Source organism: Amycolatopsis kentuckyensis (genome assembly GCF_041679295.1).
In the GTDB taxonomy this organism is placed as follows: domain Bacteria; phylum Actinomycetota; class Actinomycetes; order Mycobacteriales; family Pseudonocardiaceae; genus Amycolatopsis; species Amycolatopsis kentuckyensis_A.
Genome location: NZ_JBGDMD010000008.1, coordinates 400,235 through 425,351, shown reverse-complemented (window position 1 = coordinate 425,351; position 25,117 = coordinate 400,235). Strand labels below are relative to the sequence as shown.

General features: G+C 71.9%; 25 protein-coding genes. 15 read left to right on the top strand and 10 right to left on the bottom strand.

The annotated features are described in order from the left end of the window. Positions 1-32 precede the first annotated feature (32 nt). Positions 33-1,442, bottom strand: coding sequence for a nitrilase-related carbon-nitrogen hydrolase (locus ACERZO_RS33930; RefSeq protein WP_372669662.1), 1,410 nt, complete (start codon positions 1,440-1,442; stop codon positions 33-35). 233 nt (positions 1,443-1,675) lie between these two features. Between ACERZO_RS33930 and ACERZO_RS33925 the strand changes: the two genes are divergently transcribed. Together ACERZO_RS33925 and ACERZO_RS33920 are read left to right on the top strand one after the other, a co-directional pair. After that, entirely contained in the window at positions 1,676-2,800 is a 1,125-nt protein-coding gene (locus ACERZO_RS33925; protein ID WP_372669660.1) for an inorganic phosphate transporter, read from the top strand. A gap of 8 nt (positions 2,801-2,808) precedes the next feature. Continuing rightward, positions 2,809-3,030: a hypothetical protein gene (locus ACERZO_RS33920; RefSeq protein WP_372669658.1), complete on the top strand. Its 222-nt coding sequence runs from the start codon at positions 2,809-2,811 to the stop codon at positions 3,028-3,030. On the opposite strand, the gene ACERZO_RS33915 is transcribed toward ACERZO_RS33920, so the two are convergent. Further along, positions 3,012-3,755 carry a hypothetical protein gene (locus tag ACERZO_RS33915; RefSeq protein ID WP_372669656.1) on the bottom strand — a complete coding sequence of 248 codons (744 nt, stop codon included), beginning with the start codon at positions 3,753-3,755 and terminating at the stop codon, positions 3,012-3,014. The genes ACERZO_RS33920 and ACERZO_RS33915 overlap by 19 nt on opposite strands. Further along, positions 3,752-3,961 carry a hypothetical protein gene (locus tag ACERZO_RS33910; RefSeq protein WP_372669654.1) on the bottom strand — a complete coding sequence of 70 codons (210 nt, stop codon included), beginning with the start codon at positions 3,959-3,961 and terminating at the stop codon, positions 3,752-3,754. The genes ACERZO_RS33915 and ACERZO_RS33910 overlap by 4 nt, the downstream gene beginning before the upstream one ends. A 27-nt stretch (positions 3,962-3,988) precedes the next feature. Between ACERZO_RS33910 and ACERZO_RS33905 the strand changes: the two genes are divergently transcribed. From ACERZO_RS33905 to ACERZO_RS33895, 3 genes are read left to right on the top strand one after another with little or no spacing between them, the layout of a single operon-like run. Continuing rightward, on the top strand, positions 3,989-4,714 hold the full coding sequence (locus tag ACERZO_RS33905) for a dienelactone hydrolase family protein (protein WP_372669652.1): 726 nt from the start codon (positions 3,989-3,991) through the stop codon (positions 4,712-4,714). Positions 4,715-4,735: 21 nt separating this feature from the next. Further along, positions 4,736-6,283, top strand: a complete 1,548-nt coding sequence (locus tag ACERZO_RS33900; RefSeq protein ID WP_372669650.1) for a sensor histidine kinase — start codon at positions 4,736-4,738, stop codon at positions 6,281-6,283. After that, positions 6,280-6,954 carry a response regulator gene (locus ACERZO_RS33895; protein WP_372669648.1) on the top strand — a complete coding sequence of 225 codons (675 nt, stop codon included), beginning with the start codon at positions 6,280-6,282 and terminating at the stop codon, positions 6,952-6,954. The genes ACERZO_RS33900 and ACERZO_RS33895 overlap by 4 nt, the downstream gene beginning before the upstream one ends. Here the strand turns inward: ACERZO_RS33895 and ACERZO_RS33890 are convergent. Next, entirely contained in the window at positions 6,899-8,032 is a 1,134-nt protein-coding gene (locus tag ACERZO_RS33890) for an FAD-dependent monooxygenase (RefSeq protein ID WP_372669646.1), read from the bottom strand. The genes ACERZO_RS33895 and ACERZO_RS33890 overlap by 56 nt on opposite strands. On the opposite strand from ACERZO_RS33890, the gene ACERZO_RS33885 reads away from it, so the two are divergent. Beyond that, the gene (locus ACERZO_RS33885) at positions 7,973-8,617 is read left to right on the top strand and encodes a TetR/AcrR family transcriptional regulator (RefSeq protein ID WP_372669644.1); all 645 of its coding nucleotides are present in this window, start codon (positions 7,973-7,975) and stop codon (positions 8,615-8,617) included. The genes ACERZO_RS33890 and ACERZO_RS33885 overlap by 60 nt on opposite strands. A gap of 690 nt (positions 8,618-9,307) precedes the next feature. On the opposite strand, the gene ACERZO_RS33880 is transcribed toward ACERZO_RS33885, so the two are convergent. The 4 genes from ACERZO_RS33880 to ACERZO_RS33865 form a co-directional block, all read right to left on the bottom strand. Then, the gene (locus ACERZO_RS33880; protein WP_372669642.1) at positions 9,308-10,093 is read right to left on the bottom strand and encodes an ABC transporter permease; all 786 of its coding nucleotides are present in this window, start codon (positions 10,091-10,093) and stop codon (positions 9,308-9,310) included. Beyond that, on the bottom strand, positions 10,090-11,004 hold the full coding sequence (locus ACERZO_RS33875; protein WP_372669640.1) for an ATP-binding cassette domain-containing protein: 915 nt from the start codon (positions 11,002-11,004) through the stop codon (positions 10,090-10,092). The genes ACERZO_RS33880 and ACERZO_RS33875 overlap by 4 nt, the downstream gene beginning before the upstream one ends. A 70-nt stretch (positions 11,005-11,074) precedes the next feature. Continuing rightward, a complete protein-coding gene (locus ACERZO_RS33870) occupies positions 11,075-13,753 on the bottom strand; it encodes an ATP-dependent RNA helicase (RefSeq protein ID WP_372669638.1) in 2,679 nt (892 codons plus the stop codon). Continuing rightward, positions 13,750-14,580, bottom strand: coding sequence for a glutamate ABC transporter substrate-binding protein (locus ACERZO_RS33865; protein ID WP_372669636.1), 831 nt, complete (start codon positions 14,578-14,580; stop codon positions 13,750-13,752). Before ACERZO_RS33865 ends, ACERZO_RS33870 begins: the two co-directional genes overlap by 4 nt. Positions 14,581-14,668: 88 nt before the next feature. On the opposite strand from ACERZO_RS33865, the gene ACERZO_RS33860 reads away from it, so the two are divergent. The 6 genes from ACERZO_RS33860 (at position 14,669) to ACERZO_RS33835 (ending at position 18,455) form a co-directional block, all read left to right on the top strand. Continuing rightward, entirely contained in the window at positions 14,669-15,175 is a 507-nt protein-coding gene (locus tag ACERZO_RS33860) for a MauE/DoxX family redox-associated membrane protein (protein ID WP_372669769.1), read from the top strand. 72 nt (positions 15,176-15,247) lie between these two features. Then, entirely contained in the window at positions 15,248-15,985 is a 738-nt protein-coding gene (locus ACERZO_RS33855) for a DsbA family protein (protein WP_372669634.1), read from the top strand. Between the two features lie 110 nt (positions 15,986-16,095). Then, positions 16,096-16,443: a hypothetical protein gene (locus ACERZO_RS33850; protein WP_372669632.1), complete on the top strand. Its 348-nt coding sequence runs from the start codon at positions 16,096-16,098 to the stop codon at positions 16,441-16,443. Further along, a complete protein-coding gene (locus ACERZO_RS33845; RefSeq protein WP_372669630.1) occupies positions 16,440-17,570 on the top strand; it encodes a C40 family peptidase in 1,131 nt (376 codons plus the stop codon). Before ACERZO_RS33850 ends, ACERZO_RS33845 begins: the two co-directional genes overlap by 4 nt. 3 nt (positions 17,571-17,573) lie before the next feature. Next, positions 17,574-17,954, top strand: coding sequence for a YbaB/EbfC family nucleoid-associated protein (locus tag ACERZO_RS33840; protein ID WP_372669628.1), 381 nt, complete (start codon positions 17,574-17,576; stop codon positions 17,952-17,954). A 6-nt stretch (positions 17,955-17,960) separates the two neighbouring features. Continuing rightward, complete coding sequence (locus tag ACERZO_RS33835) at positions 17,961-18,455, top strand: YbaB/EbfC family nucleoid-associated protein (protein ID WP_372669625.1); 495 nt, start codon at positions 17,961-17,963, stop codon at positions 18,453-18,455. On the opposite strand, the gene ACERZO_RS33830 is transcribed toward ACERZO_RS33835, so the two are convergent. Continuing rightward, entirely contained in the window at positions 18,452-19,594 is a 1,143-nt protein-coding gene (locus tag ACERZO_RS33830; RefSeq protein WP_372669622.1) for a 4-hydroxybenzoate 3-monooxygenase, read from the bottom strand. The genes ACERZO_RS33835 and ACERZO_RS33830 overlap by 4 nt on opposite strands. A 72-nt stretch (positions 19,595-19,666) precedes the next feature. Beyond that, positions 19,667-20,419, bottom strand: coding sequence for a helix-turn-helix domain-containing protein (locus ACERZO_RS33825; RefSeq protein WP_372669620.1), 753 nt, complete (start codon positions 20,417-20,419; stop codon positions 19,667-19,669). 156 nt (positions 20,420-20,575) lie between these two features. Here ACERZO_RS33825 and ACERZO_RS33820 point away from each other — a divergent pair, with 156 nt between their 5' ends. From ACERZO_RS33820 to ACERZO_RS33810, 3 genes are all read left to right on the top strand, one after another. Next, a complete protein-coding gene (locus ACERZO_RS33820; RefSeq protein WP_372669617.1) occupies positions 20,576-22,402 on the top strand; it encodes a glycoside hydrolase family 3 protein in 1,827 nt (608 codons plus the stop codon). 28 nt (positions 22,403-22,430) lie between these two features. Then, positions 22,431-23,702, top strand: a complete 1,272-nt coding sequence (locus tag ACERZO_RS33815; RefSeq protein WP_372669615.1) for an RICIN domain-containing protein — start codon at positions 22,431-22,433, stop codon at positions 23,700-23,702. 61 nt (positions 23,703-23,763) lie between these two features. Beyond that, complete coding sequence (locus tag ACERZO_RS33810; protein WP_372669613.1) at positions 23,764-25,071, top strand: family 1 glycosylhydrolase; 1,308 nt, start codon at positions 23,764-23,766, stop codon at positions 25,069-25,071. The last annotated feature ends 46 nt before the right edge of the window (positions 25,072-25,117 follow it).

The window sequence follows — 25,117 nt, the reverse complement described above, 5'->3', positions numbered from 1 at the left end:
GACCAGCCAGGTCCCTGACCGGCCGCGAGATGCTACGCAACGCCAAGGCGCTCGAAGTCGGACGCTTTCCGCGCCCCGACGGCGATCCCGGCCAGCGCGACCAGGCCGCACAGCCACGCGAACCAGTCGCCGAACCGGGCGTACGGCGTCTTCCCCGGGCCGAGCGGGACGTCGGCGACGACCACCGTGAACGGGCCGGCGCCGGTGTGGGCGTCGGCCAGCACGTGACCTTGCGCGTCCGCCAGCATCGACGTCCCGCGGGCCGCGCTCCACGCCACGGAGAAACCGTTTTCGACCCCGCGGATCAGCGCCGTGCGGCTGTGCGCCCAGCCGTCGACGTCCTCGTCGGAGGCCGGGATGAGCACCAGGCCCGTGCCGGCCTCGCCGTATTCGCCGCTGGGGTCGGCGAAGTTGACGTCCATGCAGACCATCAGCCCGATTCCGGCGAGGTGCGCGAGCTGCGTGCCGGACGCGATGTTCGGCGAATCCCCGTTGTGCCACTTGCGGTATTCGACCGGCGCGCCGGACGGCGGCACGGCGAGCGCCGCGTTGAACCGGCCGTCCGGCGTGGTGTCGAGGACGCCGGTGACGACGTCGAGGTTGCGCGTGCGGGCCACTTCGGCGAAGGCCTCGACGAGCCGTGGCCGGCCGGCCTGGTCCACCGCGAAGGTCGCCTCGGGGAGGACCACGGCCTGGACGCCGTCCGGCAGCCGGCCGATCCGGTCCACATAGGACCGGAGGAGTGCCTGGCCGTCCGGCGTGGCGACGTCGACCGCCCAGCGGCTCTGTCCGGGCGCGATCAGAGCGACCCGCGTCGCCGGTCCGGAGGCGCTCGGCGTGCTCCAGAAGACCAGCGCGCCGAGCGCGGCGGCGACGGCGACCAGCCCGGTCAACCGGGACCGGACCCGGACGCCGGGGGCGAGCGCGGCGGCGACCGCGGCCGGCACGAACAGCACCAGGAACTCCACGCCCCAGCCGCCGGTGACCGCGGCGAGCCGGAGCACGGACGGCCGGTCGGCCTGGGTCGTCATCAGAGTGTCCATCAGGCCGGTCGGGTTGAGCAGCGAGACACCGTAGAGCACGGCGGTCCACAACGCGGGCGCGGCGAACGCGGCCAGAAAGCGGTTCCCCCGGCGGACCAGGAGCCGGAAGAGACCGGCGGACAACGCGAACAGCAACGCACTGCCGCCGAGGATCGCGAGCCCCGCGGGGCGGGGGACGGCCAGGGAGTGCCAGAAGTAGCTCCAGCTGCCGGCGCTGCCCGCGGCGTAGGCGAGGAACGCGCAGCCGAGCGCGGCGGCGCCGGACACCCGCGGCGCCAGCAGCAGGATCGGCAGCGGCGCGAGCCACGCCAGCTCGGGGACGGGGTCCAGACCAGTCCCGAAGAAGAACAACACCGCCGACGCCACCGTCGCGGCGACCGCCCACCCCAGCTTGCCCATCGTGGCCCCTTCCGCCGGTGTCGACGGTCGCAGGCGGCGGGGCCCGGGGCACTGGGCCAGGCCCCCGGTTCGCCGGTCGGGTCAGCCCTACCCCGCCGGAAATGCCGGATATGCCAGGAAAGCGCTTTCGGGTTCATTGAGAGTTCAGTCAGCCGTCACGCGCTCGGGATCGGGGCCGGGGCACCTGCTCGGTAGCGTTTTTCCGCAGCGACTTCGGGACGGGAGAGTCACCCATGGACTTCTCACTGATCGTGCTGGTGGTGATCGTCGCGGCGCTCGCCTTCGACTTCACCAACGGCTTCCACGACACGGCCAACGCGATGGCCACCTCGATCGCCACCGGCGCCCTGAAACCGCGGATCGCGGTCGCCGTGTCCGCGGTGCTGAACCTCGTCGGCGCGTTCCTCTCGGTCGAAGTCGCCAAGACGATTTCCGGCGGGATCGTGGACGACACGAAGGTGACCCCGGTGATCATCTTCGCGGGCCTGGTCGGGGCGATCGTGTGGAACCTGGTGACCTGGCTCATCGGGCTGCCGTCGAGCTCGTCGCACGCGCTCTTCGGCGGGCTGATCGGCGCGACCTGGATCGCCTCGGGCTCGGACGCCGTCCACTTCGGCAAGGTCGTCGAGAAGGTCCTCATCCCCGCGCTCGCCTCGCCGATCGTCGCCGGGATCGTCGCGACGCTGGGCACGTTCCTCGTCTACCGGATCACCGCGCGGGCGAAGCGGGACACGGTGGGCCGGACGTTCAAGGCCGGCCAGATCGCCTCGGCGTCGCTGGTCTCGCTCGCGCACGGCACGAACGACGCGCAGAAGACCATGGGCGTCATCACGCTGACGCTGATCGCGTCCGGTTCGCTCGCGCCGAACTCGGGCCCGCCGCTGTGGGTGATCCTGACGGCGGGCACCGCGATCGCGCTCGGCACCTACCTGGGCGGCTGGCGGATCATCCAGACGATGGGCAAGAAGCTCACGGAAATCCAGACGCCACAGGGCTTCGCGGCCGAGACGAGCGCCGCGGCGGTCATCCTGACCTCGGCGCACCTCGGGTTCGCGCTGTCCACCACGCACGTCTGCTCGGGCGGCATCATCGGGTCCGGCCTCGGCCGCAAGCTCGCCGAGGTCCGCTGGGGCGTGGCGGGGCGGATGGTGCTCGCCTGGGCGCTGACGCTGCCCGCCGCCGCGATCGTCGGCGCCGTCGCCGCCGAGGTCTCGACGCTCGGGACCTGGGGCACCGTCCTGGTCGGCCTGGCCGGGGTCGTCGTCGCGCTGGGCATCTACCTCGCGTCGAAGCGGAACCCGGTCAACGCCGGCTCCATCAACGAACCCGACCCGGCCGCGCAGCCGGCCAACGCCTGAGGAGCGCCGTGCACATCGATTGGGGTTCCCTCGGTCTCGTCTTCGTCGTCGCGCTCGGTTCGGTCGTCGTGCTGACGAGCCTGTTCTCCTTCGGGGTGGTCGGGCTCTCCCAGCGCGAGTCGGCCCGCGAGACCGGCGCGTCGGGCACGGGCCCGCTGGCCGGCGCGGTCATCTGCTTCGCGCTGTGCGCGGCGATCGTCGGCTACGGGATCTACTTGATCGTCGCCTGAGCGCGTTCCCGGAACCCGTCCGGGAGCGCGCCGAGCATCGGCTCGAGCGTCGCGCGGCGTGGGTCGCTCAGGTGGCCGAGCAGGTCGAGGGCGGGGATCCAGAGGTCTTCGTCCGCCCCGGCGGCGGTGATCAGCCGGCCGAGCCGGTGCGCCGGGAGCAGGCCGACGACGTGGTCGATGCGGTTCTTGTCGTCGAGCACGAACGCGATCCGCAGCAGGCCGGGATCGTCGATCTCGTCGAGGGCCCGGCGCACGGTCTGGTCGGGCAGGTGCCCGACGAACCGGCCGAGGGTGATCCAGTCTTCCTTGCGCGCGAGTTCACCGGCGACGGCGAGGACGGTGTCGAGGGGGATGCGGGAGATGATCGCGCTCGCCCGCCGCGGATCGAGCTCGGCCGCGACCTCGGCGAGGAACCGCGGGTGCAGCCGCTTGGCGACGTCGACCCCGCGGGCGACGTCGACCACGCCGGCGATCCGGGCGCACAGCAGCGGGCCGAACACCTTCTCGGCGATCTTGGCGAGCACGCCGCCGGGCAGCAGCCGCGCGGCCAGCGCCATCCGCTGCAGCACGGCGATGTTGGCGTCGAACAGCGTGTCGGTGACCTGCTCGCGGAAGGCCTGGAGGTCACCGGCGTCGACGCGGGCGAGGTACTCGAGCCGCGCGGGCTCGACGTCGAGAACGCGGGCGAGCTTGAGGATCTCGGCTTCGGCGGCGTAGTCCGTCACAGCCCGACGGCCTTCCGGACGGCGCCGCGCAGCAGCGCGGGGACGTAACGGAGGCCCTCTTCGCCGGCTTCGGCGAGCGCTTTCGCTTGCCGCCTGCGCGCGTCACGCAGCGCGTCGGCGAGGTCCTGCCGTTCGTGCTCTTCGAGGGCTTCGATGCCGCCGGGGAGGGTGCCGCCCAGCTGATCGGCGAGTGTGCGCTCGGCCATGGTGGATCATCATGCATCATGCGGGACATGACCATCGAGACGTCCACCGTCCGTGTCGGCGACCTCTCCGCGTACCTGGCCCGCCCGGACGGCGGCTCGGAGCGCGGGATGCTGCTCCTGCCGATGATCACCGGCATCGGCGCGCAGGTCCGCGCCTGGGCCGACGAGCTGGCCGGCCGCGGGATCACGGCGCTGGCCTGGGACGTCTTTCACGGCGCGAGCACCGACAACACCTCCCGCGAGGATCTCGGCGCGAAGCTGGGCGAGCTGCGTGACGAGCCCGCGCTCGCTGAGCAGACGGCGTTGCTCGACCACCTGCTCGGCGATCTCGGCTGCACGTCGGCCGGGGTCATGGGCTGGTGTCTCGGCGGGCGGTTCGCACTCCTGCTCGCCGCTCGTGACCAGCGGCTTTCCGGGGTCGTCGCCTACCACCCGACGGTTCGGGACCCCGCGCCGCCGAACCACGAGCTGGACGCGGTCGATTTGTCGACTCGGATCACCGTGCCGGTGCTCGTCGCCTACCCGGAGGCCGACTCCGTCGTCTCGCACGAGACCTTCGACCTGCTCCAGTCCGCGCTGCAGTCCCGCGCGCGGGGCGCGACCTTCACCCAGCACTTCCCGGGCGCCGAGCACGGCTTCAGCGACTCCGCGCGGCACGGCGCCGCCGTCAACGCCGAAGCCTTCGCGCTGTCCTGGCCGCAGACGCTCGCCTTCGTCGACACCTTGACTTTCGGCAGTGGTCCGGCCCGCTGACGTCCTTGTAGCTTCGATGTCGTGCGAGAGGTGACGAAGCGCAGGTGGCGCGTGGCGCTCGACGTGCTGCTCGGGCTGTTCCTGGCGTTCATCGTCGCCACGGACACCGTCGGCTCGCGGTCGTACTGGGAGCTGGCGGGCGGTCTCGCCGTCGTCGCCGGGTCGGTCGCGACGGCCCGGCGGTACCCCGCCGTCTCGCTCGGCATCGCGCTGGCCGGCGCCCTCGCCGTGCCGTTCCCGTACCGCGACCGCGTGCCCGTCTGGGTGGTGTTCGTGCTGGTGGCGATGTGCTACCAGGCCGCGCTGCGGATGGCGCGGCCTCGCACGGGCCTGCTGATCGGCGCCGCCGTCGTGGTGCTCGGGCTGCCGCTGGCACTGGCCGTCGGCCCCGACGGCGTCGGCGACTGGGCCGCGATGGTCGCGATCCTCGTCTTCGCCGGGCTGTCGCCGTGGCTGCTCGGCCGGTACGTCCGGCTGCGCGGCGACCTGGCCCGCACGGGCTGGCGGCGCGCCGAGGAGATGGAGAGCCGGCAGCGCCTGGTCGCCGACCAGGCCCGGCTGCGCGAACGCGCGCGGATCGCCAGCGACATGCACGACTCGCTGGGTCACGAGCTCAGCCTGATCGCCGTCCGCGCGGCGGCGTTGGAGGTCGCGGGCGGCCTCGACGACGTCCAGCGCGACGCGGCCGCCCAGCTGCGGACGAGCGCCGCGAACGCGACCGAACGGCTGCGCGAGATCATCGGCGTGCTGCGCGAGGACGCCGCGCCGGTCGAGCCGGTGCAGGGCGACCTCGGCGAGCTGATCGCGCGGGCGCAGGCGTCCGGCCTGTGCATCGATTCCACTGTGGACACTTCGGCGGCCCCGCCGATGGTGGCGCGGGCCGTCTACCGCGTGGTGCAGGAAGCCTTGACGAACGTGGCGAAGCACGCGCCGGGGGCCGCGGTGACGGTGCGCGTTTCGAGTGCCGGCGCCGAAACCGGCGTGAGTGTCGTCAACGAGCGGCCGCCCGCCGGCCCGTTGCCGGGGGCCGCGTCCGGGCACGTGGGGCTGATCGGGCTGCGCGAGCGCGTCCGGCTCGTCGGCGGGACCCTCCGGGCGGAGCCGCGCGAAGGCGGGTTCGCCGTCACCGCCACGCTGCCGCACGACGCCGCGCCGGTCGAGGACACGTCGGAGCCGGCCGGCGATTCGACGTCCGCGCGGGCGCTGGAGCTGGCCCGCCGCGACGTCCGGCGCAGCCTGGTGCTGGCCGTCGCCATCCCGCTGGCGCTGTTCGGGCTGGTCCTCGCGATCGGCGGGATCGCGTTCCTCTACCAGTGGAACACCTCGGAACTGCCCGCCGCGGCCTACGACGGCATGCGGCTCGGGCAGGCGCGGGACGAGCTGGCGCTGCCGGAACGCCAACGCGTCGCCCGTCCGACACGCGGGGAGCCGGCTTCGCCGCCGGGTGCCCGGTGCGAGTACTACGGCGCCGGGCGGTCGTTCCTGAACGACGACTACGCCGCCTACCGGCTGTGTTTCGCCGATGGGAAGCTGGTTTCGAAGGACTGGTTCGCCGAGGGGGGATCGTGATCAGGGTCGTACTGGCCGACGACGAGGCGATGATGCGGGCGGGGGTGGCGGCGATCCTCGGGGCGGACCCGGGGATCGAGGTCGTCGCCGAAGCCGCCGACGGGCGGTCGGCGGTGGCCCAGGTCCTCGCCACGCACCCGGACGTCGTGCTGCTCGACATCCGGATGCCCGGGCTGGACGGGCTCGGCGCGGCCGCCGAGATCCGGCGGCTGCTGCCCTCGACCGGCGTCATCATGCTCACGACGTTCGGCGAAGACGAGTACATCGAGCGCGCTCTGGGCCTCGGCGCGGGCGGGTTCCTGCTGAAGTCGGGTGATCCGCGCGAGCTCCTGGCCGGCATCCACGCCGTCGCCGACGGTGCGGCGTTCCTCTCGCCGAAGGTGGCTCAGCGCGTGATCGCGCGGCTGTCGGGCGGCCGGCTGACCCGGGCCGCGGCGGCGCGGTCGAAGGTCGACCTCCTGACGCCGCGCGAGCGGGAAGTGCTGACGCTGCTGGGTTCCGGACTGTCCAATGCGGACATCGCGGCGAAGATGTTCGTCGTCGAGGGCACGGTGAAGGCGCACGTGAGCACGATCCTGACCCGGCTCGGGGCGAAGAACCGGGTGCAGGCGGCGATCACGGCGTACGAGGCGGGACTGGCCGGGGGAGACGCGGAGGCCGCCACCCCGTGATATCGCGTCCTATGTAGACCGTCGCCTTCGCTGGAAGGGCCTTCAGGAGCGCGGTGCGGATCTTGATGGCGACCGGGTTGGTCAGCTGCGAGGTGAGTTTGCCCATGCGGACCGATTCGCGGACGACTTTCTGGCTGCGTGGCCGCCTTTGGTTGTCATAGGCCCGGAGTGCTTGCGGTACATCCTTTGTGGATAGTTCGTACGCCAGGACGGTCGCGTCTTCGATGGCTTGGCAGCCGCCTTGGCCGAGGAACGGCGGCATGGCGTGGGCGGCGTCGCCGAGCAGGGCTGTCCGGCCTTTCACGTACGTCTTGAGCGGCGTGGCCAGGTAGTAGAGGTCGTGGTGCAGCACGGCTTCTCCCGGTGTGGCGTCGATCAGCGCCGGGATGGGGTCGTGCCAGGTTTCGACCTTGCTCCGGAGGTCGTCCGGTGGGCTGCCGGGTTTCGTGGCGTAGGAGACGAACCAGTAGACGTCGTCGCCGGTCAGCGGGAGGACGCCGATTTCGGTGCCGCGGTCGAAGCTGGTGCCGAGCCGGGTGCCGGGGAACTTCGTGACGCCGCGGAACGCCGTGCTGCCGGAGTAGACCGGCGCGGGGTGGTCCGGGAAGAGCGCGCGGCGGACGGCGCTGTGGATGCCGTCGGCGGCGACGACGAGGTCGGCCTGGAGCTCTCCGCCGGTGAAGCGGACTCGCCCGTCTTCGTGGACTTCGGTGACTTGTGCGCCGGTTTTCAGGCTTTGGGCCGGGACGGCGTTCTTCAGGGCGGCGATCAGGTCTTTCCGGTGGATGGCCCCGAGTGGACGGCCGTGGAGGCGTTCGAAGGCGGCGGCGTCGAAGCGGGTGACCCGCCGGCCGCGCTTGTCCCGGAATCCGCCTTCCCGTTGCGGGGCGAGGGCTTCGCCGAGGTCGACGCCGAGTTCGTCGAGGCAGCGAAGGGCATTCGGCCAGAGTGAGATGCCGGCGCCGACGTCGCCGTACTCCTCGGCCTGTTCCAGGACGGTGACGGTCCACCCGATCCGGTGCAGCCCGGCGGCCGCGCTCAGGCCCCCGATGCCTCCGCCGACGACAACCGCGTGCATGGCTCCTCCTCTACAGGTGTAGAGGACTCTACACCTGTAGAGTGCGTTTTCGTGGACCGTCTTTCGGAGATCGGCGACGCGGCGATCGAGGTGATCGCGGCGGAGGGCATGCGCGGGCTGACGCACCGGGCGGTCGACAAGGCGGCGGGGCTCCCGGCGGGCTCGACGTCGTACTACGCGCGCACGCGGGCGGCGTTGCTGTCGTTGACGTTCGCGCGGATCCTCGAACTGGACCAGGAGCCGGCGCCGGCGGGTGGGCTGGCGGAGTCGATCGCCGGGTACGTGTCCGAGGCTCTCGGCGCGGGGCGGGCCAGGATGCTGGCGCGGTACGAGTTCGCGCTGGAGGCGACCCGGCGGCCGGAGTTGCGGGAGCAGTACGACTCGGGAGGGGCGCTGATCCGGCGACTGGCCACCGAGGCGCTGGCGGCGGCGGGGTCCGCGGACCCCACCCGGCACGCGACACTGGTGGTCGACTGGATGGAAGGCACCATCTTCGGCGCGCTGGCGGGGGCTTCGGCGGCGCCGTCGCGGGAGTCGTTGGTGAAGAGCGCGCGGGAGATCCTGGCGGGGATCGGCGTGGGCTGAGCCCGGTTGTCCACAGGGGCGAGCGGATGTGGACAACCGGGCCTCGGCGCGTGGTTTCCGCGGGGTTTTGTCGGGGGGCCTGGGTACGCTGGAAGCGGGGGCAGCCCCCAGGGAGGGCGGGCCGTCGCGGCCGGGTGGGGCTGTCCGGGCGAACCGGGAAATCGCCCCGCGCGACCGCTGCGGCGGGGATCGCGCCGGCGGTGGCCGCGTCGGCGCGGATCGCGCTGGCGGGGCCGCGTCGGCGGGGATCGCTTCGGCGGAGGCCGCGCTGGCGGGGATCGCTCTGGCGAGGCCGCGCTGGCGGGGGCCGCCTCGGCGGGGATCGCTTCGGCGGAGGCCGCGCTGGCGGGGATCGCTTCGGCGGAGGCCGCGTTGGCGGGGATCGCGCCGGCGGAAGCCGCGCTGGCGGGATCGCTCTGGCGAGGCCGCGCTGGCGGGGGCCGCCTCGGCGGGGATCGCGCCGGCGGAAGCCGCGCTGGCGGGATCGCTCTGGCGAGGCCGCGCTGGCGGGGGCCGCCTCGGCGGGGATCGCGCCGGCGGAAGCCGCGCTGGCGGGATCGCTCCGGCGGAGGCCGCGTTGGCGGGATCACTCTGGCGGAGGCCGCGCCGGCGGAGGCCGCGCCGGCGGAGGCCGCGCCGGCGGTGGCCGCGCCGGCGAGGATCGCGCCGGCAGCGAGGGGCGGCCGGACTTCAGGCGTCGCGGCGGCGCAACACCGCTGCCCCCACCGCCAACGCCGCCGCCGCCCATGCCGCGCAGATCACCAACCCCACCCACGGTGCGTACGGTGCCACCGACTGCGTCACCGGGTTCGGTTGCCCCGACTCCACCATCGCGTTCACCCCCGCGATGCCCGGGAAGTACGGCACCAGCTCCGCCAGCCCCAGCGACCCCACGATCAGCGGCACCGGCACCAGCAGCACGATCACCGACACCAACGTCCCCGCCGCGCTTCGCAACGCCCAGCCGATGCCCGTGCACAACACGCCCAGCAGTGCGAAGTAGCCGCCCGTCCCGATTGCCGTCGTGAAGGCGGCGGAAAAGGTCGTCGGCAGGCCGTGGCCGTTCTTCACCACGCCCGCCAGACCCATTGCGGCGCAAGACAAAACCACACCCGACGCGAACAACACCGGCAAGATCACCGCCGCCTTCGCGAGGGCGACCGACGAGCGCACCGGCGTCCACAACAGCGTCGAGCGGATGCCGCCGCCCGCGTACTCACTTGTCACGAACAGCGTTGCCAGCGCGATCACCGCGAACTGGGCCAGGTAGAACCCGCCGCCGATCGCGATCGTGTGGCTGCCCAGCGGCTGGTCGCCGTCGTAGCGCTGGGCCATCGCCGACAGCGTGCTGTAGCCCAGCATCAGCCCCGTCGCGCCGATCAAGGACCACCACGTTGCGCGGACCGACCAGAACTTCGTCCACTCCGACGCCACCGCGCCCGGGAGACCACCGCCGCGCACTTCGCTCGAAGTCATGCCGACACCCCGTATTCCACCGATGCCGCCGTCAGTTCCATGTACGCCTGCTCGAGCGACGCCGTCCGCTCCGTCAGCTCGTGCACCCGGACGCCCAGTTCGTGCACCAGGTCGCCGACGCGGGTGACGTCGAGGCCGTCCACCACCAGTTCGTCCGGCGCGCCCGGGTGCGTCAGGCCGCCTTCGGCGCGCAACCGCGCGTCGAGCTTCGACCGTTCGGCCTCGACCGGGACGCGGACCGAGACCGTCGTGCGGGAGTTGCCCGCGATGAACTCCGCGACCGGCGCGTCGGCCAGCAGCTTGCCCTTGCCGATCACGATGAGGTGGTCGGCCGTCAGCTGCATCTCGCTCATCAGGTGGCTGGAGACGAACACCGTCCGCCCCTCGGCGGACAGGGACCGCATCAGCTGCCGGACCCAGCGGACGCCGTCCGGGTCGAGGCCGTTGACCGGCTCGTCGAACAGCAGGGTGCCCGGGTCGCCGAGCAGCGCGCCGGCGATGCCGAGGCGCTGGCCCATGCCGAGCGAGAACTGCCCGGCCCGCTTGCCCGCGACGTCCGAAAGCCCGACGGTCGCCAGCACCTCCTCGACGCGGCTCACCGGGATCCCGTTGCTGCGCGCCATGGCCGCGAGGTGCTTGCCGGCGCTGCGCCCGGGGTGCAGCGCCTTCGCGTCGAGCAGCGCGCCGACCTCGCGCAGCGGGTACCGCAGCTCGGCGTAGCGCCGGCCGCCGACCAGGACCTCGCCTTCTTGCGGGTGGTCCAGCCCGACGGTCATCCGCATGGTCGTCGACTTGCCCGCGCCGTTCGGGCCGAGGAACCCGGTCACCTGCCCCGCGGCGACGTCGCAGGTCAGCGCGTCGACGACGGTCTTCTCCCCGTAGCGTTTGGTCAGTCCCCTGAGTGTGATCATGCCTCGGAGTCTGCGGCCCGCGGGGGTGCGCGGGCATCGGCCGACGGTCGGGACCGGCCCCCGACTTTCGTCAGGTCCGGCGGCGGGTGTGCCGGGTCGGGACGGCGCCGGCCGGGTCCTCGGGCCAGGGGTGCTTCGGGTAGCGGCCGCGCAGGTCGGCGCGCACCGAGGGGTAGCCGGTGGTCCAGAACGAGCCGAGGTCCGCGGTGATCGCGGCCGGGCGGCCGGCGGGGGAGAGCAGGTGCAGCACGACCGGCACGCCGGCGACGGTGGGGGTTTCGGTCCAGCCGAACGTTTCCTGCAGCTTGACGGCGAGGACCGGCTGGTCGCCGTGGTAGTCGACGCGGATGTGCGAGCCGGACGGGACTTCGAGCCGGTCCGGGGCGAGTTCGTCCAGTTTGGACGCTTCCGGCCAGGGCAGGAGGGCTTTGAGGGCGGTGCCCGCGTTGATGTTCGCGAGGTCGGACTTGCGACGGGCGCCGGTCAGGTCGAGCCACTTGTCCACATCGGACAGGAGGGTCGTGTCGTCGACCGCGGGCCACGGGGCGCCGATGACGCGGTGGAGGAAGGCCATGCGCTCGCGGAGCCTGGTCGCGTCCTGGCTCCACTTGAGGAGGCCGAGGCCGTCCTCGCGGAGGCCGGCGACGAGGGCGTCGTGGACGTCGGCGTCGCGCAGGGGGCGCTCGGAGAGGGTGATGGCGCCGAGCTTGCGGACCCGGCGGGCGACGACATCGCCGTCCCAGGTGACTTCGTCCACTTCGGACACGGGGGTGACGCGCGTGGCGAGGCGTTCGTCGGCGGCCGCGGCGAGCCGGATGGTGCCGTGGACGCGCCCGGGATCCCGGGTGGCTTCGGCGACGGCGAGCCATTCGGAGTCGAGCCCGCTGCCGGGCGGGAGTTCGGCCGCGGTGCCGCCGGCCATGAGGTAGACGGGGGCGCCGCCGGGCCGCCGCCGCGCGAGCCGCTCGGGATGCGCAAGGGCGACGACCAGGGCGGGATCGGCCCGGACTTCGGCGCTCCCGGCCGGGCGGCCGGACTGCGCCCGCCCGGCGCCGGTGCTGCCGGTTCGGTGCGAGGGACCGGCTCCGGGATTTCCGCTTTGGTGTGGGGGATCGGCTCGGACTTCGGCGCTCGCTGCCGGCTGGCCGGGCTGCGCCCGCCCGGCGCCTGCACTGACGGTTCGATGCACGGGATCGGCTCCGGGCTGCGCCGGCCCGGCTCCGAGACTTCCGCGTTGGCGTGAAGGATCGGCCTCGACGCTCGCGCTTCCGCCAGGGCGGCCGGGCTGCGCCCGCCCGGCGCCGTACGAACGCCCCGCCGCGACCAAGCCTTCGAGCCGCCGAGCCTCGCGCTTCCACCGCCGCGCGGGTTCGTCGCTCGCCGAGCGCAGCCTCCGCAACTCGGCGTCCACGTCCGTCAGCGTTGCTCCCGCGTCCAGCAGCGCCACCACCTCGGCCGCCGCTCGGGCGCCTACCTCCGAAGCGCCGTCCAGCAACGCCCGTGCCAGCCGGGGGTGCAGCCCCAGCTCCGCCATCCGCCGCCCGCGCGCGGTCACGACACCGTCCGCGGTCGCGCCCAGCGTCTCCAGCAACGCCCGGCCCGCCGCCAGCGCCCCTTCGCCCGGTGGGTCCCACCAGGCCAAACCGCTCCCGTCGGGCGTCGACCAGCACGCCAGCTCCAATGCCAACCGTGCCAGCTCCGCCGTTCGGATCTCCGGTTCCGGGTACGCCGGTAGCAACGCCTGCTCGTGCGCTGCCCAGCAGCGATACGCCCGCCCCGGCCCCTCGCGCCCCGCCCGGCCCGACCGCTGCGTCGCCACCGCCGCCGAGACCCGCACCGTCGCCAGGCCGGGCAGGCCACGCCGGTGATCCACCCTCGGCACCCGCGCCAACCCCGAGTCCACCACCGCGCGCACGCCCGGCACCGTCAAGCTCGACTCCGCCACCGCCGTCGCCAGCACCACCCGCCGCCGGGTACGCGGCCGCAGCGCCTCGTCCTGGTGGGCCGCCGACAGCCGGCCGTGCAGCGGGAGAACGTCCACATCGGACATCGACAGCAATCCCGAAGTCCGCGCGATCTCGCCGGCGCCCGGCAGAAAGGCGAGCACGTCACCGTCCCCCGAGGACAACGCCGTCCGCACCGCACGCGCGACGCACACCTCGATGCGCTCACCCCGCGCCGGCGGGACGTACGAAAACGAAACCGGGTACGTCGGCGCCGTCGCCGTGACCACCGGAGCTTCACCCAGAAGTGTGGCCAACCGTCCCGACGCCACCGTCGCCGACGTCGCCAGCAGCCGCAGGTCGTCGCGCAGGCCGGCGCGGACGTCCAGGAGCAGCGCCAGCAGCAGGTCCGCGTCCAGGTGCCGCTCGTGGCACTCGTCCAGCAGCACCGTCGACACCCCGGGCAGCTCCGGGTCGTTCTGCACGCGCCGCACCAGCAGTCCCGACGTCACCACCTCGACGCGCGTGCGCGCGGACACCTTCCGGTCGCCGCGCACGGCGTACCCCACCGTCTCGCCGACCGGCTCGCCCAGGATCGCTGCCATCCGAGAGGCCGCGGCCCGCGCGGCCAGGCGCCGCGGCTCGGCGACCACGACCCGGCCGGACGCGGAAGAAGCCAGCGCCAGCGGCACCAGCGTCGTCTTCCCCGTCCCCGGCGGCGCGACGAGCACGGCGGTGCCGTGGTCGTCCAGCGCCGAAAGAACGTCGGGCAGGACCGCGCGCACGGGCAGGTCGGGCAGCTTCACTTCTCGGTGACCTCGGGGGGAGCCGGCAGCTGGTACCCGGACGGGCCGATGTTCGCGTTGAGCGAGCGCAGCCATTCGCCGGAGGAGATCATCTTGCGGATCGCGTCGTCGACCGCGTTCACGCCCTGGGTGTCGCCCTTGCGCAGGCCGACGCCGTAGTTCTCCCTCGAGAACGGCTTCCCGACGACCTTCAGCAGCTCCGGGTCGCGCGTGACGTACCCCGCCAGGATCACCCCATCGGTGGTCACCGCGTCGATCTGGCCGGCGAGCAGCGCCGTCACGCAGTCCGGGTAGCGCGGGTACTCGACCAGCTGCACCGCCTGGGCGAACCGGTCGCGCACCTGCTCCGCGGGCGTCGAGCCGGTGACCGAGCACAGCCGCCGCCCGTTGAGCGTCTCCGGGCCGGTGATGTCCGGGGACGTGCGCCGCACCAGCAGGTCCTGCCCGGTGGTGAAGTACGGCCCGGCGAACGACACCTGCTGCTTGCGCTTGTCGGTGATCGAATAGGTCGCGACGACCAGGTCGACCGCGCCGGAGGTGAGGTCCGTCTCGCGCGTCGCCGACGTCGTCTCGCGCCACGTGATGTCCTTCGCGGCGACACCCAGTTCCGATGCGACGAAAGTCGCGACGTCGACGTCGAACCCGACGAACCGGCCGTCCACGGTGCGCTCGGAAAGCCCCGGCGCGTCGAACCGGATACCGATGGTCAGGTGATCCGCGGCACTGGCGCGGGTCACCAGCGAGTCGGTCGGCGAGACCTGCCCCGGCCCGCAGGCCGCCGCCGTGACCAGCAGCAACGCCGAGCCGAGGAGCGTGCGCCACCGCATTCCGCCGCTCCCTCCACCACCGCCGTGCCCTCACGAAGTTCTCAGGTCCTCCCGTTAGCCTAAGTGCGTGGTGCGACCGTCCCAACCCGTGCTGGACGCCGTCGGCACGCTCGCCCGGCTCGGGCTGGCGGCCGTCTGGCTCGTTTCCGGTGCGCTGAAGCTGGCGGATCCGGGGCAGACGCTGATCGCCGTCAAGGCGTACCAGGTGCTGCCGGACGCACTCGCCAACGTGGTGGCCATCGCGCTGCCGCTCGTCGAACTCGTGCTCGGGCTGTTCCTGCTCGCCGGCCTCGCGACCCGCTGGGTCGCCGGCGCCGCGCTGGTGCTGCTCGTCGTGCTCATCGCCGGGATCGCCCAGTCGTGGGCGCGCGGGCTGAGCATCGACTGCGGGTGCTTCGGCGGCGGCGGCCAGGTGGCGGCGGGGCAGACCGAGTACCCGCAGGAGATCCTCCGCGACTCCGGTTTCGCGCTGCTGGCGGTCTGGCTGCTGGCGCGGCCGCGCACGTGGCTGTCGGTCGACGGCTGGCTCGCGCGGGGTCGCGGGAACTCCACCGAGCCCGAGCACGACTACTCGGGTATCGCGGAAGGGAACTGATACACAGTGGGTGGAGCTGAGCGGACCGCTCGGAAGCGTCGTCAGGCCGCACAGGCCGGGGGAGCGAGGGCGGTGGCCCAGGCCAGGGGCACGTCGGCCGACAAGCGGAAGTGGATCATCGGGATCGCCGCCGTGGTCGTCGTGGCCGCGCTCGTGATCGGCGGCGTGATCTGGACGATCTCGGACAAGAACAAGACCGAGGGCCAGACGATCGCGGCCGGGGGCACGTCGCTGGCCGGCGACGTCACGCAGAAGCGCGACGGCGTCGTCGTCACCGTCGGCAAGGCGGGCGCGAAGGCCTCGATCGACGTCTACGCCGACTTCCTCTGCCCGATCTGCGGCCAGTTCGAGAAGACCTACAAGACCGACGTCGAGCAGGCGATCAACGACGGCAAGCTGCAGGTGCGCTACCACATGGTGCCGCTGCTCAACGACCGCTCGGACCCGCCCGGCTACTCGCTCGACTCGGCGAACGCGGCGCTGGCCGCGGCCGACGCCGGCAAGTTCCTCCAGTTCCACGACTCGCTGTTCGCGAACCAGCCCGAAGAGGGCAAGCGCGGCTACGACAAGGCGCAGCTGATCAAGCTCGGCCAGGACGTCGGGATCACCGACCCCGCGTTCTCCCAGACGGTCAACGCGGGGACGTACGACCAGCAGCTCAACACGGCGTTCCAGCAGATCGAGACCGACCCCAAGCTGGCGCAGGACTTCGGCAACGGGCAGAGCGGTTTCGGCACGCCGACGGTCACCGCGAACGGCGCGATCGTCAACTGGCAGGACCCGGGCTGGCTCGCGAAGGTCACCGGCTGAGTCCGGGCAATTCGCCCACCCGGGTACGGACCGTGGACTAGGCTGAATCCCGCAGCAGGGGAACCGGGGGTCGCGTGCGCACGTCGCACCTCCGGTGACAGGGAGGGCCAGTGGACGGTTCGCATCAGGGGTTTCACGTCGATGAAGGCGCGTACGCGCGGTACGCGCGCGAAGTCGACCCGCTCGGCGACGACGTCAAGGGCGCGGCGGACGAGCACGTCGGCCCGCACGTGACGCTCGGCGGTCACGGCTTCTCCGAAATGGGCGGCGAGTCCGGCTTCTCGGGCGCCTACAGCGGCCGGATGCGCGCGCTGCAGGAGAAGATGCACCGCGTCGGCGGCGGCTGGCGGCAGGTCGGCGAGGCCGCCCGGCAGACCGACCGCAACTACTCGGCCGTCGAAGCCGAGCACGGCGACGTCGTGCGCAGGCTCGGCACCGACCTCGGGGACCGCGCGTGACCGAGCACCACACCGACCAGCTCGTCCGGCACAGCCTGGAACCCACCAACCAGTTCGCGCAGAAGCTGCGGCACGACCCCGTCGCGATCAGCGGCGCGCGGGACGCGCACGTCGCACTGCAGACGTCGGTGGGCCGCACTCGCGACCACGCCTCTGACCAGCGCGTCAACCTCACCTCGGCCAGCTCCGGCTCGACGACCGACCGCGCCACCGCGACGTCGAAGAGCCTCGAGCAGGAGGTCCAGGACCTCCTCGACGAGAGCGCCGAGATCGAGAAGGCCGTCGCCGACGCGGCCGAGACGCTGCACGTCGGCGAGATCAAGAACGACCAGGTCCGCGACCAGATCATCAAAGAGATCTCCGCGTCGATGAAGGCGCTGGCGGCGGTGAAGTCGATCCAGCCGCCGGAAAGCCGCGCCGCCGCGTCGCGCGACATCCTGATGAAGCTGCAGACGAAGATCAGCCAGCTCACCGGCCAGGCCGCGACCTTCAGCGAGCAGACCATCAACCAGCTCACCGACATCGGCACCCGGCTGGGCGGCGGCGAGCAGTCGACGTCGACGTCCAGCGCGTCCTCGACGAAGGTCGGCTCGTCCTTCAACAGCAACAGCGGCTACTCCGGGGGCGGCGATTCCGGCGGCGGTGGTGGCGGAGGCGGCGGTGGTGGCGGGGGCGGCGGCGCCGTCCACAAGCCGCGGCTGCCGGTCGCGATCCCGCCGCAGCCCGGCTCCGGCGTCGCGATCAACCTGCCCGGCGGCAAGCAGGTCATGGCGCCGAACGAGACCGCGGCCAAGGCCGTGCGCAACGCGCTTTCGCAGCTCGGCGTGCCGTACGTCTGGGGCGGCACCGCGCGCGGCGTCGGCCTGGACTGCAGCGGGCTGACCATGACGTCCTACCAGGACGCGGGCCTGCAGCTGCCGCGGACGGCGGCGCAGCAGACGGTCGGGGCCGAGGTGCCGTCGATCGACCAGCTGCTGCCCGGCGACCTGGTTGTGTGGTCCGGGCACGTGGCGATGGTGATCGGCGACGGCCAGATGGTCGAGGCCGGCGACCCGGTGCAGATCAGCAAGATCCGCACCACCAACGCGGGGCAGTCGTTCATCGGTTTCTACCGGCCGACGGGGTGAGTCGTGGCTGAATTCGACGTGGACCTGGCGGCCGCCCGGATCGCCGAGCAGGCGGACCGCGTGGAGGCCGACGTTTCGGCCCGGTTGGAGCGCTCGGGTCCGGTGGTGGGCAAGGCGTCCTCTTCGGACAGCACCATCGAGGTCCAGGTGGCGCCCGGCGGGTTGCTGACCGGCGTGACGATCCACCGGTCCGCGCTGCGGCACGGGTCGGCGGTGCTGGCCGATCAGATCCTCGAGCTGGCCCAGCGCGCGACCCGCCGCGCGGGCGACAAGATGTACCACGCGCTGGCGCCGGTGGTGGACGCGTCGCAGCTGGAAGTCCTCGGCTACGAACCGATCCCGGACGACGACCCGGACGCCGACACCTACTCGTACGGAAGGTGAGCGCCGGTGATCTCGACGCGTGACCTGATTTCCCAGGCCCGGGCCCGGGAAGCCGCCATGTCCAAAGTGGACGAGCTGCTCGCGGCCGCGACCGGCACCGCCCACGACCGGGACGGCCAGGTGGAGGCGACGGTCGACGGCCGCGGCAAGCTGCTGCGGCTGTGGCTGGCGCCGTCGGCGGTGAACCTCGGCGAACGGCTGGGGCCGCTGGTCGTGGAGATCGCCCAGGCGGCGATGCGCGAGGCGACCCAGGACGGCTACAACAAAGTGGCGTTGCTGCTGGGCGAAGACATGACCTACCTGATCGAGCGGATGACCGGGATGCCGGCCCCGGCCCGCGCCGAGGACGACGACCCGGGCATGACGGTCGAGGAGTTCCAGCGGCTGCGGGCCGAGCGGCTGGGCGCCGCGCCTCCGGAAGCCGCGGCCCCCGCGACCGCCGAGGACGAGGACGCCTACTGGGAGTCCTTCGACCCGGCTTCGCTGCGCTCGGACCGCTAGCTCACCCCGGCCATGAACTCGCCGAACAGGCGGCTCGCAGCGGGTGAGGTGAACTGGCGTTCCAGCTCCGCGCGGGCGATCCGCTTGCGGAACTCCCCGGCGAGGGAAGGGTCCCCGGCGTCGTGCATGAGGTCGGTGATCCACGACGCGAAGGCCTGGTAGTTCCAGACGTGGCGCAGGCACGTCTCCGAATAGCCGTCGAGCAGGCTCGGGTCGTCCTCCTTCACGTGCCGGATGACGCCGCGCGCGAAGACCTCGGTGTCGAAGAGCGCGAGGTGGATGCCCTTGGCGCTCATCGGCGGGACGATGTGCGCCGCGTCCCCGAGCAGGTACAGCTTCCCGTGGTGCATCGGGCTGTGGACGACGTTCCGCAGCGGCACCAGCCGCTTGTCGGCGATCCGGCCGGGCGTGACCGGCCGGCCGAACCGGGCGCTCAGCTCGCTCCAGACGCGCTCGTCCGGCCACTGCTCGAGGCCGTCGCCGAGCGCGCACTGGAGGTAGACGCGGCTGGCGCGCGGGCCGCGGGGGATCATCCCCGCCAGGCCACGGGAATGGATCGCCATGCCCGACGGGTTCGCGGGCACTTCGGCCAGGACGCTCAGCCAGGCGTAGCCGTATTCGCGGGAGTACCGCGTGAGGACGCCCGTGGGGATCGCCGCCCGGCTGACCCCGCGGTCGCCGTCGCAACCGGCGATGAAGCCGGCCGTGACGACGTGGCCGGCGTACCGCACGACGGGCTGGTCGAGGTTTTCCACGGTGACGTCGTCGGCTTCGAAGCGGAGGTCGCCGCCGGCGCGCAGGAAGACGTCCGTGAGGTTCCGGACGAGGACCTGCTGGGGCAGGAAGACGCTGTCGCTGTCGTCGTCACCGAACTCGACGGGCAGCTCCTCGCCGTCGAGGAAGAAGCCGCCCTCGACGTCGGTCGGGGCGTCGGTCGCCAGCACCTCTTCGAGCCCCCATTCGCGGAACATGCGCACGCCGCGGCTGTCGATGGTCCCGGCTCGTTGCCGCTGTTCGACGTACGCGCGGCTGTGCTTCTCCAGGACGACGCAGTCGATTCCGTTGCGCAGCAGGATGTTCCCGAGGGTGAGGCCCGCGACCCCGGCCCCGATGACGACGACGGTGGTGTGTTCGGTCATGGCTCCACTGTGGACCCGGCCACGGCCGCCACCAACCGGTGAAGCGACACCGGATACCGGAAACCCGCCAAGTCAGCGCCGGTCCAGCTCGGCCTGGTAGCGGCCCGGCGTCTGGCCGACGACGTCGGTGAACGCCTCGATGAAGCTCGAGGGGTTGGACCACCCGCACGCCATCGCCGTGTCGAGGACCGACCGGCCTTCGGTCAGGTGGACCAGGGCGTGGTGGATGCGCAGGATGGTGCGCCAGCGGAGGAAACCCATGCCCAGCTCGGCTTGGAACAGGCGGCTGAGGGTGCGTTCGCTCGCCCCGGCCGTCCGGCCCAGTTCGCCCAGCGTCTCGGGCCGCGCGGGGTCGGCGTGCAGGAGATCGGTGACGGCACGCAGCCGGTCGTCGCGGGGTTCGGGCAGGTGCAGGGACTCCTCGGGCGCCCCGGCGAGTTCGTCGATCACGACCGCGCGCAGCCGGTGGTGGGCGCCGGGGCGGGTTTCCCGCGGGTCGGTCAGCGCCAGCAGGGCCTCGCGCAGGAGCGGGCTCACCGCGAACACGCCGGGGTGCGCCACGAGCTCGCCGCACGACTCGGCCGGGATGACGACGAGCCGGAAGTCGGTCCGGCCGTAGCAGCGGTGGGAGTGGTCGAACCCGGGCGGCGTCCAGGTGACGCGGTTGGCGGGCGCGACCCAGGTCCCGAGCGTGGTCGTCGTCGCGAAGCCGCCGGCGGCCGCGTACACGAGCTGGCCGTCGGCGTGGCGGTGGGTGCCGAGGTGGAAGCCGTGCGGCAGCCAACCCTTCCCCTCCGGGGTGGTGAGGTGGCGGTTTTCCGGCATCAGCCCTCAGCGTACCGGCGAATCACGTCAGTTCCCGGCCGGAACCCGCGGTCCCGCTGAGCGGAAACCGAGTTCGGTCAGAGGTCTGGACCAACGTCGAAAGCCTGTGCCTTAATTCAAGGCGTGAATTTCGGTCTCTCGACGAGGAGGACCCGGATGGGTCTCGGACGCAGACTGGGCGTCGGCGCGCTGGCCGTGGGGTTGCTGCTCGCCTCCGGAACCCCCGCCCTGGCCGGGAACGGCCCGGCGTACAAGGATTCCTGGCGGCCGGTCAAGGTCCGCGTCGCCGACCTGATTTCGCGAATGACCCTCGACGACAAGCTCGGCCAGATGATGCAGGCCGAACGCCTCGGGGTCAAAAGCCCAGCGGACGTCACGTCCGGCCGGCTCGGCTCGCTGCTGTCCGGCGGCAGCTCGCAGCCCACCCCGAACACGCCCGTCACCTGGGCCGACATGTACGACGGCTTCCAGAAGGCCGCCCTCGCCACGCCGCTCGGCATCCCGCTGATCTACGGCGTCGACGCCGTCCACGGGCACAACGGCCTCTACGGCGCGACCGTCTTCCCGCACAACATCGGCCTCGGCGCGACGCGGGATCCGAACCTCGTGCAGCGCATCGGCCGCGCCACCGCGGAAGAGGTCTCCGGCACCGGCATCGACTGGGACTTCGCGCCCTGCCTGTGCGTCGCCCGCAACGACCGCTGGGGCCGCACCTACGAGTCCTTCGGCGAGGTCCCGCAGCTGGCCACCGAGATGACGTCGATCATCACCGGCCTGCAGGGCCGCCGGCTGGACCAGCCGGGCTCGGTGCTGGCCACGGCCAAGCACTACGTCGGCGACGGCGGCACCACCGGCGGCGTCAACGAGGGCAACACCGAGATCAGCGAGCAGGAGCTGCGCGCGATCCACCTGCCGCCGTTCAAGGCCGCCGTGCAGCGCGGGGTCGGCTCGGTGATGATCAGCTACAGCAGCTGGAACAGCGTCAAGATGCACGCCGGCTCCTACCTGATCAACGACGTCCTCAAGAAGGAGCTCGGCTTCCAGGGCATCGTCGTCTCGGACTACAACGGCGTCGACAAGATCGACGGCAAGACCGGGTTCACCCCCGAAGAGGTCGAGGCCTCGATCAACGCCGGCATCGACATGGTGATGGTGCCCTACGAGTGGCAGAAGTTCATCGACACGCTGCGCACGCTGGTCCAAGAAGGCCGCGTGCCGATGTCCCGGATCGACGACGCGAACAAGCGGATCCTGACGAAGAAGTTCGAGCTCGGCCTGTTCGAGCACCCGCTGACCGACCGGAAGTTCCTGAACACGATCGGCAGCAAGCAGCACCGCGACCTCGCGCGGCAAGCCGTCCGCGAATCCCAGGTGCTGCTGAAGAACGACAACCACGTGCTGCCGCTGTCCAAACGGGACAAGATCTTCGTGGCCGGCAAGAGCGCGGACGACATCGGCAACCAGTCCGGCGGCTGGACGGTCGGCTGGCAGGGCACCAGCGGCCCGGTCATCCCGGGCACCACGATCCTGCAGGGGATCACGAGCACCTCGAAGAAGGTCACCTACGCCAAGGACGGCACCGGGATCGACCCGAGCTACGACGTCGCCGTCGCGGTCGTGGGGGAGACGCCGTACGCGGAAGGCAAGGGCGACCGTCCACAAGGGATGGGCCTGGACGCCACCGACCTCGCCACGCTGCAGAAGCTGAAGGACTCCGGCGTGCCGACGGTGGTTGTACTCGTGTCCGGGCGGCCACTGGACATCGCGGCGCAGCTGCCGGACTGGGCCGGGCTGGTCGAGTCCTGGCTGCCGGGCAGCGAGGGGCAAGGCGTCGCGGACGTCCTCTTCGGCGCCTACAACCCGACCGGGAAGCTGCCGGTGACGTGGATGCGCAGCGCCGACCAGCAGCCCATCAACGCCGGCGACGGCAAACCCGCGCTGTTCCCCTTCGGCTACGGCTTGCACTACTCGCGCCACTGGTGATCCCCGTCCCCCACCGGAAGGAACCCGCATGCCCCGCCGTCACCTGGTCAGAATCCTGGCCTTTTTCGCCGCCTGTCTGGGCTTGAGCCTGGGCGCACCGGCCGTGCAGGCCGCGACGCCGTTCAAGGTGCTCGCGTTCTACAGCGGCACTTACGACGCCGCGCACATCAGCTTCGAGAAGGAGGCCAACGTCTGGTTCCCGCAGCAGGCGGCGGCCAACGGCTTCACCTATTCCTCGACGACCGACTGGAACCGGCTGACCAGCCTGACCAAGGCCACCGCCGACGTCGTGCTGTTCCTCGACGACCAGCCGCAGTCGGCCGCGCAGTTCCAGGGCTTCCAGACCTACATGCAGAACGGTGGCGGGTTCTTCGGCTTCCACGTCACGGCGTACAACGACAGCTCGACGCCGTCGTACGCCAACTGGTTCCACAACGACTTCCTCGGCACCGGCCGGTTCACGTCGAACACGTGGGGCCCGACGCCGGAGACGCTGAAGATCGAGAACCGCACGCACCCCTCGACGGTGAACCTGCCGGCGACGATCAAGTCGTCGACGTCGGAGTGGTACGCCTGGCAGAACGACCTGCGCCAGAACGGCAACATCACCATCCTGGCGTCGATGGACCAGTCGACCTTCCCGATCGGCACCGACCCGAACCAGACCTGGTACAGCGGGTACTACCCGATCGCGTGGACGAACAAGAACTACAAGATGCTCTACGCCAACTTCGGCCACAACGCGATGAACTACGAGACGAACACCGCGCTGTCGTCGACGTTCGAAAGCGCCGACCAGAACCGGTTCGTGCTCGACGGCCTGAAGTGGCTCGGCGGCGGTGGCACCACCACCCCGCCGCCGGACGGCACGATCGACCCGGCGGCCTGGTACGCCGTGACGAACAAGGCGTCCGGCAAGTGCGTCGACGCGCGGGCGGCGGGCAGCGCCAACGGCACCGTGATCCAGCAGTACACCTGCAACGGCACCACGGCCCAGCAGTACCAGTTCGCCCCGACCAGCGGCGGCTACGACCGGATCAACAACCGGACGAACCCCGCTCAGGTCATCGACGTGACCGACGTTTCCACGGCCGACAACGCCGGCCTGCAGCTGTGGTCCTACAGCGGCGGGAACAACCAGCAGTGGCAGCCGGTGTCCGAAGGCAGCGGCTACTACCACTTCGTCGTCCGCCACACGGGCAAGTGCCTGACGGTGCCGGGAGCTTCCACCGCGGACAGCGTCCAGCTGGTCCAGTCGACCTGCACCGGCAGCGCCGCGCAGTCGTTCAAGGTCGCCTAGCGGGCCGGCGCCTCCTCAGCTAACATGAATGACCTTCACGTTGGCTGAGGAGGGTGCCGTGGTGCGCCGGAACCGAGCGATCGTCGTCGTCCTGGTCCTGCTGACGGGCCTGCTCGCGGGGGTGAGTCCCGCGGTCGCCGCACCGGCGTTCTTCTGGGGCGTCGCCACATCGGGCTACCAGTCGGAGGGCTCGGCGCCCGACAGCAACTGGCGCCGCTACGAGCAGGCCAAGACGTCTTCGATCAAGGAGCCCTACCGCGAGGCCGTGGACTTCCGGCACCGCTACGCCGAAGACATCGACCGCGCCAAGCAGCTCGGCGTGAACGTCTTCCGCTTCAGCGTCGAATGGGCGCGCATCGAACCGCGGCCCGGCCAGGTGGACGAGACGGAACTCGCGTACTACGACGACGTCGTCCGGCGCGTCGTCGCCGCGGGCATGCGGCCGATGATCACCCTCGACCACTGGGTCTACCCGGGCTGGGTCGCCGACCAGGGCGGCTGGGACTCCGACCGCACGGTCGACGCCTGGCTGGCCAACGCCCGCCGCGTCGTCGAGCGGTACAAGGGGCTCGGCGCGCTGTGGATCACGATCAACGAGCCGACCGTCTACCTGCAGAACGAGACCACCAACGGCGGGCTCGCCGGGTGGAAGCTGCCGTGGGCACAGACGCGGCTGGTGAACGTGCACCGGGCGGCGTACGACCTGATCCACTCCCTGGACTCCGGGGCGCTGGTGTCCAGCAACACGGCCTACATCCCGGCGGCGCAGGGCATCCTCGACGCGGCGTTCCTCGATCGGGTGCGGGACAAGCTCGACTTCGCCGGCGTCGACTACTACTACGGCGCGAGCCTCGACAACCTCAGCGCCGTCCACGCGGCGAACGGCGAGTTCTGGAAGGTGACCCCGCAGCCGGACGGGATCTACTACGCCCTGCGTTACTACGCGCGGAAGTTCCCGAACCTGCCGCTGTACGTCGTCGAGAACGGGATGCCGACCGACAACGGCAACGCGCGGCCCGACGGCTACACGCGTTCGGACCACCTGCGCGACCACATCTACTGGGTGCAGCGCGCAAAGGCCGACGGCATGAACGTCATCGGCTACAACTACTGGAGCCTCACCGACAACTACGAGTGGGGCAGCTACCAGCCGCGGTTCGGACTGTACACAGTGGACGCGTCGAGCGATCCGGGTCTGGTGCGGCGGCCGACCGACGCCGTCGCGGCGTACCGGGACCTGATCGCCGGCCACGGCGTCCCGGCCGGGTACGCGCCGGTGCGGCCGCCGGGCTTCTGCTCGGTCGTCGACGGGCTCGGCAGCTGCCTCGACCCGGCCCGCTACCCGGGTCCGGTCGTCCCGCTGGGCTGATTTTCCGCCGCTGACCTGCGGGTCAGTGGTCCGCTCTTGATAAATA